The following is an 11589-nucleotide window of genomic DNA, read 5'->3' on the forward strand; positions in this document are numbered from 1 at the left end:
AGAGCCACTAGAGCGTGGGTATGGTACAACATTTGGTAACTCCTTACGTCGTATCCTATTATCCTCACTCCCAGGTGCTGCTGTCACAGCTATACAAATTGATGGAGTGCTACATGAGTTCTCAACTATTGAAGGCGTCGTAGAAGATGTAACTTCAATCATCCTTAATGTGAAAAAGCTAGCTCTAAAGATTTATTCCGATGAGGAAAAGACGCTAGAAATTGACGTTTCGGGTGAAGGAGTCATTACGGCTGCTGATATCACTCATGATAGTGATGTAGAAATTCTTAACCCGGATTTATATATTGCTACAATCGGTAAAAACGGTCATATGCGCATGCGCTTATCTGCACGTCGCGGCCGCGGCTACACTCCTGCTGTTCAAAACAAGAGAGAAGATCAACCTATTGGTGTAATTCCAATTGATGCTCTTTACACTCCAGTTTCACGCGTAGCTTTCCAAGTGGAAAATACACGTGTAGGACAGTTGTCTAACTTTGACAAGTTAACGTTCGATGTTTGGACTGATGGCAGTACGGGTCCGCAAGAAGCGGTAGCACTTGGAGCTAAGATTTTAACAGAGCATTTAAATATCTTTGTTGGGTTAACTGATGAAGCTCAAAATGCAGAAATCATGGTTGAAAAAGAAGAAGACCAAAAAGAGAAAGTTCTTGAGATGACTATCGAAGAATTGGATCTTTCTGTTCGCTCTTATAATTGCTTGAAACGTGCTGGAATCAATACCGTTCAAGAGCTTGCTCATAAAACGGAAGAAGATATGATGAAAGTTCGTAATCTAGGTCGTAAATCACTTGAAGAAGTGAAAGCGAAACTAGAAGAATTAGGCTTAGGTCTTCGTAAAGACGACTGATAACATGGCGGAATCATCCATTATGTTGTGAGCCTTGTACTAGACACACAATATAGAACTTCAACAAAGGAGGGAATCTCTAATGGGTTACAGAAAGTTAGGACGCACTAGCGCACAACGTAAAGCATTACTTCGTGATTTAGCTACGGATCTTATTATCCATGAGCGCATCGAAACTACTGAAGCACGTGCTAAAGAATTACGTTCTGTAGTAGATAAAATGATCACTCTTGGTAAACGTGGTGACTTGCATGCACGCCGTCAAGCTGCATCTTTCATCCGTAACGAAATCGCTGACGCTGAGAAAGGCACTGATGCCCTTCAAAAGCTATTCAGTGACGTTGCTCCACGTTATGAAGAACGTCAAGGCGGATACACTCGTATCATGAAAGTTGGTCCACGCCGCGGTGACGGTGCACCAGTCGTGGTTATTGAATTAGTTTAATAACAACGATGAAAAAGGGCAGGACAAAGGAATATACTCACTTGTTCTTTGCCCTTTTTCTTTTTTTATTTTTAATTCTGTATGTTAGAAATTCGCATTGAGTGTTACGATGGCTGGCGAAACCTTATATATAAGGGAGCCTTCACGTCTAGCTCAAGCATCCCTTCCCGCTTTTGATAAGCGATTCAATAAGATAACCTGTTTTTCGTAACAGGACTGCTTTAAGCTGCTCTTAATTTACCGAAAATTCTTTCGGTGGAAGGGGTGCAGCGTTTTTTTATATGTTCAGAAATAAATATAGCTAGTTCATTGATGTTTTTAGTATTGAGCCGAGTTAGTAAGATGAGTGCAGTCGAGGATGAGGAGGGCCACATGAGTAAGAAGCTGGTTTCTTTAAATAATATTATATTCAAATATGAGGGGCAGTCTCGAAACGCCTTAGATGATGTTTCTTTTGATATTTATCAAGGGGAGTGGCTTGCAATTGTTGGTCATAACGGTTCCGGCAAGTCGACTTTAGCGAAATTGTTGAATGGACTTCAGTTCGCCCACTCAGGTGCAATTTTGATTAATGATCAAACATTGACAGAAGAAACAGTTTGGGACGTACGAAAAAAGATTGGTATGGTTTTTCAAAATCCCGATAATCAGTTTGTAGGCACTACAGTTCAGGATGATGTGGCTTTTGGTTTAGAAAACGCCGGTGTTTCTCAGCAGGTTATGGTGGAGCGTGTTCATGGTGCACTAAATAAGGTTAAAATGAATGCCTTTCTTAATCAAGAGCCGCACCATCTATCCGGCGGTCAAAAGCAGAGAGTGGCTATAGCCGGTGTTATTGCCTTGCAACCAGATATAATCATTTTAGATGAGGCAACTTCCATGCTTGACCCAAGAGGCCGTGAAGAAGTGCTTGAAACGGTTAGACAATTAAAGCAAGAAAATGAGATTACCGTCATATCCATTACCCATGACCTTGAGGAAGCTGCGAAAGCTGACAGGATGATAGTCATGAATCAAGGCCGGTTATTCCGTGAAGGGACTCCAGAGGACATCTTTAAACTAGAGGATGAATTGATTGCGCTTGGACTGGATATACCTTTTTCTGTGAAACTAAGCAAAGAACTGCAGAAAAATGGTATCCGTGTCGTGAATGGGCATTTGACAGAGGAAGAGTTGGTGAAGGATTTATGCGAATTACACTCGATGATGTAGAGTACCGCTACCAGGTGAATACTCCATTTGAACATTTGGCCCTTCATGATGTCAATATATCGATGGAATCGGGGACGTATACAGCAATCATCGGTCATACGGGTTCAGGTAAATCCACGCTACTGCAGCATCTAAATGCTCTCCTGAAACCGACTAAGGGGCAGGTCATCATTGGCGACCGTACGATAGAAGCTGGAAGAAAAGAAAAGCTTTTGAGACCAATTAGAAAAAAAGTAGGGATAGTCTTTCAGTTTCCCGAACATCAACTTTTTGATGAAACGGTCGAGAAGGATATATGTTTTGGGCCGATGAATTTTGGAGTCTCTGAAGCAGAGGCTAAAGAACTGGCCAAAAAGGCCATCGTTCAGGTAGGCCTTAGTGAAGATATCCTTGATAAGTCTCCTTTCGATTTATCCGGTGGACAAATGCGTCGAGTGGCGATTGCTGGTGTCTTAGCGATGGAACCTGAAGTATTAGTATTAGATGAGCCGACGGCTGGGCTTGACCCGCGTGGTAGGAAAGAAATCATGGATATGTTCTATCAATTGCATAAAGTGAGAGGCTTATCGACTATATTGGTGACCCATAGTATGGAAGATGCCGCTAAGTACGCGGACGATATCATCATTATGCATCAGGGGACCGTTTTTCGGAAAGGAACGCCTCAAGAGATCTTTTCTCAACCGGAACAATTGATTGAGTTGGGATTAGATGTGCCGGACACGGTTCGCTTTCAACTTAAACTTCAGATAGAGTTGGGTGTTCGCTTTGATCATCCCTGTCTCAACATCGAGGATTTGGCGATAGAAATCGATAAAGCCATGAAACGGGGGAACCGCTGATGCTTGATAAAATGATTATCGGGCGATATGTCCCTGCTGACTCTGTGGTGCATAAAATGGATCCGAGGGCAAAGCTATTGCTGGTGTTCCTTTTTGTCTGCGTGATTTTTTTGGCGAATAATGTAGTTTCTTACGCCCTTCTTGCAGCATTCACAGTATTGCTGATTGCCTTATCCAAGATTCCGCTTCGTTATCTTTATAATGGTTTAAAACCTATTCTATTCTTAATCATCTTCACCTTCCTTCTCCATATCTTTTTTACGAAGGAAGGGGAATTACTCTACGAATTTGGGTGGATAGAGATATACGAAGGCGGTTTAATTCAGGGCTTATTCATATCTGTAAGATTCACGTTATTGATATTGGTTACGTCGCTCCTAACTTTGACAACTACCCCTATCTCCATAACGGATGGAATGGAGGAACTTTTAGGACCTCTTAAGAAGTGGAAAATGCCCGTTCATGAGTTGGCATTGATGATGTCGATTGCTCTTCGGTTTATCCCGACACTTATGGAAGAAACGGACAAGATCATGAAGGCACAAACAGCAAGAGGGGTGGATTTCTCTTCAGGTCCCATTAAGGATCGAGTTAAATCCATTGTGCCATTACTGGTCCCTTTGTTTGTCAGTTCCTTCAAACGGGCGGAAGAGTTAGCAACTGCCATGGAATCCAGGGGATACCGTGGCGGGGAGGGCCGTACGAAATACCGGCAATTAAATTGGAAAATCAGTGATAGCCTGTTAATGGTATCAATGGCTGTACTTACAGTCATGTTATTCATATTACGTTCATAAGAGGTAAGAGTAAATGCCAAAGTATAAATGTGTAATCGCCTATGATGGTACGGAATTTGCTGGTTATCAGGTACAGCCAGAGAAAAGAACGATACAACGTGAATTCGAGGCGGTATTAGCCCAAATCCACAAGGGGACAGTTGTCAAAGTGACTGCTTCGGGAAGGACAGATTCAGGGGTTCATGCCAAGGGGCAGGTTCTTCACTTCGATTCGCCTCTTGTCTTTCCTACGGATAATTGGGTGAAGGCATTCAGTGCCCTTCTTCCAGATGATATCATTGTGTTGGAAGTTGAGGTCGTTCCTGATGATTTCCATGCACGATTCCACACAACAGGCAAGGAATACCGGTATATCATTGACCGCTCTACCCTAAGAAATCCATTTCAGCGCAATTACGCCTATCATTACCCTTATCCAATAGATGAGGGTGCAATGACCGAAGCCATTTCGTATTTAGTGGGAACCCATGATTTTACAAGTTTTTGTTCGGCGAAGACGGAAGTGGTGGATAAAGTAAGGACCATTCAGGAGATTGATTTCCAAGAGACTGATGGATTTTTAGTTTTTCGCTTCGTTGGAGAAGGATTCTTGTATAATATGGTTCGTATCTTGGTCGGAACGCTGCTTGAAGTCGGCAGCGGGAAAATAGCACCTCGGGAAATGATAGATATTTTGAACAAAAAGGATCGCAGCTTCGCAGGTAAAACAGCACCCGGACATGGATTGTATTTATGGAAAGTATTTTACAAATAATTTTTTCGTGCCAGACCAAGTTTTTTACAAGTAATGAAAAGACTTGAATCCGTGAATGGCGCTATGGTTATGGCCTAACGCCATGTAGAATCTTTTCGTGGAGTGATCGATTCTTTTTTTAAGACAACTTATCCTAGTGTAACATTCGCTTGACAATGAAACTGGGAGAAGTTAATATAATATGGTATGTATTTTAATCCCACGATAAGCCCCGGAAGTTTATTGTGATTGAAAATAAATATAAAAAATTAAAAGTTTTTTAGGAGGTTAACCATGCGTACGACATTTATGGCGAAAGCTAATGAAGTAGAACGTAAATGGTATGTGATTGACGCTGAAGGCAAAACTTTAGGTCGCCTTTCTACTGAAGTAGCATCCATCTTACGTGGTAAACATAAACCAACTTTTACACCGAACATCGACACTGGTGATCATGTAATCTTAATCAATGTAGAAAAAATCCACTTGACTGGTAAAAAATTGACTGACAAAATTTATTACCGTCACACTATGCACCCAGGCGGTCTTAAAACTAGAACTGCTCTTGAGATGCGTACAAACTACCCTGAGAGAATGCTTGAACTTGCTATCAAAGGTATGCTTCCAAAGAATTCTCTTGGTCGTCAAATCTACAAAAAATTACACGTATACGCTGGAGCTGAGCACCCACACGCTGCTCAACAACCAGAAGTTTACGAATTACGCGGATAATTACTAAGGAGGTTACTATCTTGGCACAAGTTCAATATTATGGTACTGGTCGCCGTAAGAGCTCAGTAGCTCGTGTACGTTTAGTACCAGGCGAAGGTCGCATCGTTATCAACGGTCGTGACATTAATGAATATATTCCTTTCGCAGCATTACGTGAAGTTGTAAACCAACCACTAGTTGCTACAGAAACTACTGGAAATTACGACGTTCTTGTAAACGTTAGCGGTGGTGGATACACTGGACAAGCTGGAGCAATCCGTCACGGTATCGCTCGTGCATTGCTTCATGTAGACCCAGAATTCCGTCCAGCTCTTAAAACTGCTGGATTACTAACACGTGACCCACGTATGAAAGAACGTAAAAAATACGGTCTTAAAGGCGCACGTCGTGCACCTCAGTTCTCAAAACGTTAATCGTTTGGAACTTCAAAAAGCTCCAGCCACTCTTATGTGGCTGGAGCTTTTTTTGTTATCTTGCCGACTAAGGATTACTCTCATTAAATATTTCCAAAGGAATCAATGAATCGTTCAGGGTGTTACGTCAAAAACTAATGGCATCATGGGAAATAATTTGGGAAATGGGGTCTGACCCCGGAGGTGAATGGATGAGTGTGGTTATAGGTTTGCAGGAGATGCAACGAGAACGGCAGTTGAAGTTTGAACGTAGGTTACTTAGGGAGCTATCAATCGAGGATATGAGGGGGAGGATAAAACGGTACTTTGGAGAGGAATACCAGGACGTTCTGGAAGAGGGGTATTTTGATGTGGCTATAGAGGCGTATTTATTAGGGGCAAACTATAGCAAGTTTGGGTATTATGGAGAGTCGGAAGATGATGTGAGGGCCCGGTGCAGAAGGGAAGAAAAGTTTTTGATCGATACTCTCTTCAATTTTATCCTATATTGGCGTGAAGTCACGGTAAGCAATGCTATTGATGAAGGGGTATTTTATTGCTGTGAAGGGTTTGTAGGAGAATGGTGGAAGGATGGGTTTAAGACGGGTGAAAAGCGTTATAAGATGAAGCTTCATTAAGCTGAAGGAGATCCCTGAAAAGTATCAGTTCTTTTTCCGTGGGTTGTCCCATATTTTATAGATAAAGGGACTTGTGGGAGGAGAACGGTGATGCGTAGAAAACTGAAATATACAGGGATCTCTATCGGATTGTTTGTCCTTTTTTTGATTGTGACTTTCAAATTCGTTGAAGATGATTCTTGGGAGTCTTGGAACCTTCCGTTGACGGGTAAGGTCATCATTCTGGATGCGGGTCATGGGGGGATGGACGGAGGGGCGAATGTTCAGGATGTAATGGAAAAAGAAATTGCGCTTTCGGTTACGCTAAAGGTAAGGGACTATTTGCAGGAACAAGGTGCCCTTGTTATGTTGACACGGGAAAAAGATGTGGATTTGGCAACGGAAGATACACAAGGGATCCGTAAACGAAAACAGGAAGATCTCAGGAACCGGGTTGAAATGATCAATGATTCGGAAGCGGACTTATTTTTAACCATCCACCTGAACGCATTTCCATCTGCCTCCTCAAAAGGGGCTCAAACTTTTTATACAAACCGGTTCGAGGAAAATAAACAGGTGGCCAAGTTTATCCAGACCGAAATTATAAGAAACTTAGAAAATACAACACGGGATGCAAAAACGATCAACCATGTATATTTGATGAATTATGCCAAGAAACCTGGGGCGTTGGTGGAGATTGGGTTCCTCTCTAATACCGAGGAGCGCGAAAGGTTAATGAGTGACAAATACCAAGAGAAGATTGCAAGTTCGATATATATGGGTATTCTGCGGTATTTCACTGAGGAGAAGCTATCGGAACCGGATTGACACCTTGTAAGGTCTTGGTGGGTGTACAAGGCCTTTTTGTTATGGTGAAAAAGGGTTAACCCCCTGGTGCAGATAATAAGCTTTATTTCCGGATTATGTTATACTACAATTGGGAAAAGAAAACGAATACAAAGGGGTGCTCGACTTGTTAACTGAAGAGAAAGTACTAAATTTATTAAAGGATCTTAAGGACCCTTTTCTACATAAAAGCCTTGAAGAAACAAATGGAATTTTAGAAGTAAAAATAAAGCCTGAGAAAAGTCATGTGAGCGTTAAGCTTGCTATCGCAAAGACAGGAACTGCCGAGCAAATGGAAATGCAAACAGAAGTTGTCGGTCTCTTGAAAGGGAACGGGGCGGATTCGGTAGGAATACGTTTCGCAGAACTATCGGAAGAAGAATTGGCTAAACATCGTGACAGTATGCCTGAGGAAGAGAAAGACTTAGGGTTGCTTGGACCAAATAACAAAACACAATTCATCGCCATCGCAAGTGGTAAAGGTGGAGTGGGTAAATCCACGATTTCGGTTAACTTAGCCACATCCCTTGCTCGTCTTGGTAAAAAGGTTGGACTGGTTGATGCTGATATATATGGGTTCAGTGTACCGGATATGATGGGGATCACAAAAAGACCCGTCGTACGCGGGGAGAGAATCATCCCTGTCGAGCGTTTTGGCGTTCAGGTTATTTCGATGGGCTTCTTTGTGGAAGATAACGCGCCTATTATATGGAGAGGGCCAATGCTCGGAAAAATGTTAAACAGTTTCTTTAATGAAGTGGAATGGGGCGAATTGGACTATTTGGTACTGGATTTACCACCTGGTACAGGAGATGTCGCATTAGATGTTCATACGATGCTTCCTTCATGTAAAGAAATCATCGTCACAACTCCACATCCGACTGCGGCTTTTGTGGCAGCAAGGGCAGGAGCCATGGCCATTAAAACCGAACATGAGGTTATCGGTGTAATCGAAAATATGTCTTATTTCGAAAGCAAGACCACTGGTGAGAAGGAATTCGTATTTGGTAAAGGTGGAGGGGCGAAGCTTGCAGAAGAACTTCGTACAGAGGTCTTAGGACAACTACCTCTTCAACAACCAGATTGGAATGAAGAAGATTTCGCACCTTCTATATATGCGGCTGACCATAGATTAGGTAAGATTTATGAAGATATTGCGAATAAAGTCATTGAAAAATTGAAATAAAAATAAAGGCTACTTCCCATCGTATTTGGAAGTAGCCTTTATTTTTTTATTCCTTTGACTTATCCTCGGTTTTGGATTTCTCCGCCTTTTCTGTAGCCTTAGTAGCGGCCTTGTCTAAGCTTTCTTGCATTTTAGCTTGAACGAGAGGGCTTTCCATCGTCTCGATGATCGTCTTTTTATATACGGCTCTCATTTCTTTCGTTTTCAGTAACTTGTTCATTTCTTTTTCTAAATCGGGTTCTTGTAAGACCTCTATTAGCATTCCCCGATACTGTGGGTCTTTCATCAAGTCTTTTAATAGCCTTTTGTGTTCTTCTTTTAGAGCTTTGGCATAGGCTGCGGTGAATTCAGGATCTTTAAAGGCCTTTTTCCAGAACTCCTTTCCTTTATCAGAGGTAACAGTCTCTTCAATGGATTTTTTTATGATATCCGAGTTCATAATAAGTTCAGTTTTTGTTTTATCATCAGCAATGGTATCCTGGATGGCTTTTTTTCCCTCATCTGTTTTCAAGATATCGACGACCATCTTCTTTGTTTCCTCATAATCCATTTTTCCTTCACTCGTTCCATTCTGCGAACAGCCCGTACAAAAGAACAAGAATGAAGCAAGGAACAAAGTAAACCCCATTTTCATACGTAGAGCCCCCCTCTTTAATCTTCCATACTGTTAATATGGTTTCTTTGCAGGATATTATCCATTGGTATAATAAGTGGATTTTTCCAAATATGGTTGGTACAATTAATGAAAGAAATAGAAATGTATGGAGGAAAATGATGAACAGCCGTAATTTAGTTCGATTGTTTATGACAACATTACTTATAGGTGGAGTAACGGGCGGAGTTGTGGGATTTATAGCCCGGTGGAGTGAGTTTGAATCGTATTTCACATCGTTAGAAATTACATCCATACTTTCAACGTTTGTTTGGTTGTTTGGAGTGGGATTGATTTTCAGTGTAATAAGCCAAGCTGGCTTTTTTGCTTATTTAACGATACATCGTTTCGGTCTGGGAATTTTTAAAAGTGTGTACTTGTGGAATGCGGTGCAAATTGTACTGATTATCTTTGTTTTATTTGATTTAGTCTATTTACGGTATATTAAGTTTGAATCCGGTGAGGGGCTTGGCTCATATATCTCATCAGCTGTGGTAGTGCTGTTGATCGGGTTGGTGACGGCCTACTTTAAAATGAAGCAAACGAATAGACAAGCTTTTATTCCTGCATTGTTCTTCATGGTGGTGGCGACAGTATTGGAGTGGGTGCCAGTCTTAAGGACCAATGATGACGGATGGCTCTATTTTATGTTGTTTCCCCTGCTTGTCTGTAATGCCTATCAATTAATGATTTTAAACAAATTGATCAATCAATCCCAAAAGGAGTTGGCAGGCAAAAAAGCGAGGATGCAAGTCCCTAAGAAGAATTTTAATACTGATGGAATAGGAGGTAAGTAAAATCGCTGAAAGCGGAGATGCTTGCCGACATAAAAAAACCTGACTATCCTATGGTCAGGTTTTTTATGTTCTTAAATTGTGCTTAGTCGATTACTTAATTTCCTCACTTCTTGCTGAAGAATTAGAAATCATCTCTGAAACATTAACGAAGTTCAGGTCTTTTGCACGAAGTTCCTTTATTAAATCAGGCAATGCCTTATTCGTTTGTTTTGCAGAATCCGAGGCATGCAATAAGATGATATCCCCTTTATGGGCTTTGTTAACATTTTGGACGATCTGTTCAACGCCTGGATTGGTCCAATCTTTTGAATCTATGCTCCAATGGACCACGGTATAACCGAAATTCTCACTGATTTTAAGAAGTCGCTTATCGAAGTGACCGGTGGGCGCACGTAAAAGCTCGATATTTTTAACATTTAGCTTTTTGAATACTTCCTGCGCTTTGGAAATATCCCGGATGATTTCCTGATCTTTGAGATCGGAGTAATCTTTATAGTCATAACCTAGGATTCCTATTTCATATCCTTCTTTTTCAATGGTGGCTACCATGTCTGGGTGGCGCTCAGCCCAAGAACCTGAAAGAAAAAAGGTGGCCGATTTAATTTTTTCCCTCTTTAACGTTTCTAATATAGGAGCGGCTTTCTCATCCCCCCAGCCAATATTGAATGTGATAGCAATATTCTTATCCCCTTTATAAACGGCTTTTGGCCCATCCTCTGTAGAGAAAACAGGGGCATGTATGATATTTTGCACGAAAAGAAACCAAGCGGTGAATAAAGCCGTAAGTATAATTAACGAATACTGTTTAATGTTTTTTGCCTGAAGCACCATGAAGAATTTCATTCACCCATCCCCTTGTCCAAATGCTCTTGTCACATATTTATGCGCGCATTGTAGAGATATGCAAAAAAATATAATATGAAACTTTATATAAACGGGGAGAGTGGGGAAAGATGGTTTGTGGAGGTGTTAGATATATGCTGGGTCTTCTAATCAATGAAAAGGAAAAGGAGGAATTGATGTATCTCCTTAAAAGAGAGATGGATGAAATTTTATTCGATTTACAGGATGGGAGGATTGACCATGTAGTGAAAAGGGCTATCAATGAGAAGTATAAGATCCTATTCAATCTGTTTAAAAGAATGGGGACGGAAAGAGAATGTCTAGCGTATGTGAGAGAAAAACAAAACACAGAAAAAAATTAAGAATAATATTTTGAAAATCTATTGACTATTAATTTATTCGCTGGTATATTATAAAAGTTGCTGCAAGACATTAGCTTTTAAAAAGAGTTTAAAAAACTTTTTAAAAAAAGTTATTGACGAAACAGTAATAGCATGATAAGATATTAAAGTCGCTGAAACAGAGTGACACAAATTGCTCTTTGAAAACTGAACAAAACAAAGCGCCAACGTAAATTTTGAGTGAGCACACACTATAAAAAAGCAAAATGAGCAAGTCAAACAT

Annotated in this window: 15 protein-coding genes; 13 read left to right on the top strand and 2 right to left on the bottom strand. The window is 40.9% G+C overall.

The window, feature by feature from the left end:
* The 11 genes from ACIQXU_RS18995 to ACIQXU_RS19045 all read left to right on the top strand — a co-directional run.
* Positions 1 to 871, top strand: an 871-nt coding sequence (locus tag ACIQXU_RS18995; RefSeq protein WP_402991661.1) for a DNA-directed RNA polymerase subunit alpha, incomplete at its 5' end; no start/stop codon positions are given.
* Positions 872 to 953: 82 nt separating this feature from the next.
* A complete protein-coding gene (rplQ, locus tag ACIQXU_RS19000; RefSeq protein ID WP_061440393.1) occupies positions 954 to 1316 on the top strand; it encodes a 50S ribosomal protein L17 in 363 nt (120 codons plus the stop codon).
* A 372-nt stretch (positions 1317 to 1688) separates the two neighbouring features.
* A complete protein-coding gene (locus tag ACIQXU_RS19005; RefSeq protein WP_402875672.1) occupies positions 1689 to 2528 on the top strand; it encodes an energy-coupling factor ABC transporter ATP-binding protein in 840 nt (279 codons plus the stop codon).
* Positions 2504 to 3370, top strand: coding sequence for an energy-coupling factor ABC transporter ATP-binding protein (locus ACIQXU_RS19010; RefSeq protein ID WP_402991662.1), 867 nt, complete (start codon positions 2504 to 2506; stop codon positions 3368 to 3370). Before ACIQXU_RS19005 ends, ACIQXU_RS19010 begins: the two co-directional genes overlap by 25 nt.
* Entirely contained in the window at positions 3370 to 4167 is a 798-nt protein-coding gene (gene cbiQ, locus ACIQXU_RS19015) for a cobalt ECF transporter T component CbiQ (protein ID WP_402875670.1), read from the top strand. Before ACIQXU_RS19010 ends, cbiQ begins: the two co-directional genes overlap by 1 nt.
* A 13-nt stretch (positions 4168 to 4180) precedes the next feature.
* A complete protein-coding gene (truA, locus tag ACIQXU_RS19020; protein ID WP_402875669.1) occupies positions 4181 to 4921 on the top strand; it encodes a tRNA pseudouridine(38-40) synthase TruA in 741 nt (246 codons plus the stop codon).
* 273 nt (positions 4922 to 5194) lie between these two features.
* Positions 5195 to 5632 carry a 50S ribosomal protein L13 gene (gene rplM / locus ACIQXU_RS19025; RefSeq protein WP_034304960.1) on the top strand — a complete coding sequence of 146 codons (438 nt, stop codon included), beginning with the start codon at positions 5195 to 5197 and terminating at the stop codon, positions 5630 to 5632.
* A gap of 20 nt (positions 5633 to 5652) precedes the next feature.
* A complete protein-coding gene (gene rpsI, locus ACIQXU_RS19030) occupies positions 5653 to 6045 on the top strand; it encodes a 30S ribosomal protein S9 (protein ID WP_402875668.1) in 393 nt (130 codons plus the stop codon).
* A 191-nt stretch (positions 6046 to 6236) separates the two neighbouring features.
* Positions 6237 to 6662 carry a DUF2521 family protein gene (locus tag ACIQXU_RS19035; protein ID WP_402875667.1) on the top strand — a complete coding sequence of 142 codons (426 nt, stop codon included), beginning with the start codon at positions 6237 to 6239 and terminating at the stop codon, positions 6660 to 6662.
* A gap of 90 nt (positions 6663 to 6752) precedes the next feature.
* On the top strand, positions 6753 to 7469 hold the full coding sequence (gene cwlD, locus ACIQXU_RS19040; RefSeq protein ID WP_402875666.1) for an N-acetylmuramoyl-L-alanine amidase CwlD: 717 nt from the start codon (positions 6753 to 6755) through the stop codon (positions 7467 to 7469).
* A 145-nt stretch (positions 7470 to 7614) separates the two neighbouring features.
* Complete coding sequence (locus tag ACIQXU_RS19045) at positions 7615 to 8673, top strand: P-loop NTPase (protein WP_402991665.1); 1059 nt, start codon at positions 7615 to 7617, stop codon at positions 8671 to 8673.
* A gap of 46 nt (positions 8674 to 8719) precedes the next feature.
* On the opposite strand, the gene gerD is transcribed toward ACIQXU_RS19045, so the two are convergent.
* Positions 8720 to 9307, bottom strand: coding sequence for a spore germination lipoprotein GerD (gene gerD, locus ACIQXU_RS19050; RefSeq protein ID WP_402875662.1), 588 nt, complete (start codon positions 9305 to 9307; stop codon positions 8720 to 8722).
* A 140-nt stretch (positions 9308 to 9447) separates the two neighbouring features.
* Between gerD and ACIQXU_RS19055 the strand changes: the two genes are divergently transcribed.
* The gene (locus ACIQXU_RS19055) at positions 9448 to 10122 is read left to right on the top strand and encodes a KinB-signaling pathway activation protein (protein WP_402875660.1); all 675 of its coding nucleotides are present in this window, start codon (positions 9448 to 9450) and stop codon (positions 10120 to 10122) included.
* Positions 10123 to 10212: 90 nt separating this feature from the next.
* Here ACIQXU_RS19055 and pdaB read toward each other — a convergent pair whose 3' ends face one another.
* The gene (gene pdaB / locus ACIQXU_RS19060) at positions 10213 to 10965 is read right to left on the bottom strand and encodes a polysaccharide deacetylase family sporulation protein PdaB (RefSeq protein ID WP_402875658.1); all 753 of its coding nucleotides are present in this window, start codon (positions 10963 to 10965) and stop codon (positions 10213 to 10215) included.
* A gap of 134 nt (positions 10966 to 11099) precedes the next feature.
* On the opposite strand from pdaB, the gene ACIQXU_RS19065 reads away from it, so the two are divergent.
* Positions 11100 to 11327, top strand: a complete 228-nt coding sequence (locus ACIQXU_RS19065; RefSeq protein WP_402875656.1) for a hypothetical protein — start codon at positions 11100 to 11102, stop codon at positions 11325 to 11327.
* The last annotated feature ends 262 nt before the right edge of the window (positions 11328 to 11589 follow it).

Source organism: Peribacillus sp. NPDC097284, assembly GCF_044761765.1.
Taxonomy (GTDB): domain Bacteria; phylum Bacillota; class Bacilli; order Bacillales; family DSM-1321; genus Peribacillus.

Excerpts from the sequence above, each read along its gene's own strand:
- gerD (WP_402875662.1), bottom strand. The coding sequence starts at position 9,307 with ATGAAAATGGGGTTTACTTTGTTCCTTGCTTCATTCTTGTTCTTTTGT.
- ACIQXU_RS19055 (WP_402875660.1), top strand. The coding sequence starts at position 9,448 with ATGAACAGCCGTAATTTAGTTCGATTGTTTATGACAACATTACTTATA.
- cwlD (WP_402875666.1), top strand. The coding sequence starts at position 6,753 with ATGCGTAGAAAACTGAAATATACAGGGATCTCTATCGGATTGTTTGTC.
- truA (WP_402875669.1), top strand. The coding sequence starts at position 4,181 with ATGCCAAAGTATAAATGTGTAATCGCCTATGATGGTACGGAATTTGCT.
- rplQ (WP_061440393.1), top strand. The coding sequence starts at position 954 with ATGGGTTACAGAAAGTTAGGACGCACTAGCGCACAACGTAAAGCATTA.
- pdaB (WP_402875658.1), bottom strand. The coding sequence starts at position 10,965 with ATGAAATTCTTCATGGTGCTTCAGGCAAAAAACATTAAACAGTATTCG.
- ACIQXU_RS19035 (WP_402875667.1), top strand. The coding sequence starts at position 6,237 with ATGAGTGTGGTTATAGGTTTGCAGGAGATGCAACGAGAACGGCAGTTG.
- cbiQ (WP_402875670.1), top strand. The coding sequence starts at position 3,370 with ATGCTTGATAAAATGATTATCGGGCGATATGTCCCTGCTGACTCTGTG.
- rplM (WP_034304960.1), top strand. The coding sequence starts at position 5,195 with ATGCGTACGACATTTATGGCGAAAGCTAATGAAGTAGAACGTAAATGG.
- ACIQXU_RS19010 (WP_402991662.1), top strand. The coding sequence starts at position 2,504 with ATGCGAATTACACTCGATGATGTAGAGTACCGCTACCAGGTGAATACT.
- ACIQXU_RS19065 (WP_402875656.1), top strand. The coding sequence starts at position 11,100 with ATGCTGGGTCTTCTAATCAATGAAAAGGAAAAGGAGGAATTGATGTAT.
- ACIQXU_RS19005 (WP_402875672.1), top strand. The coding sequence starts at position 1,689 with ATGAGTAAGAAGCTGGTTTCTTTAAATAATATTATATTCAAATATGAG.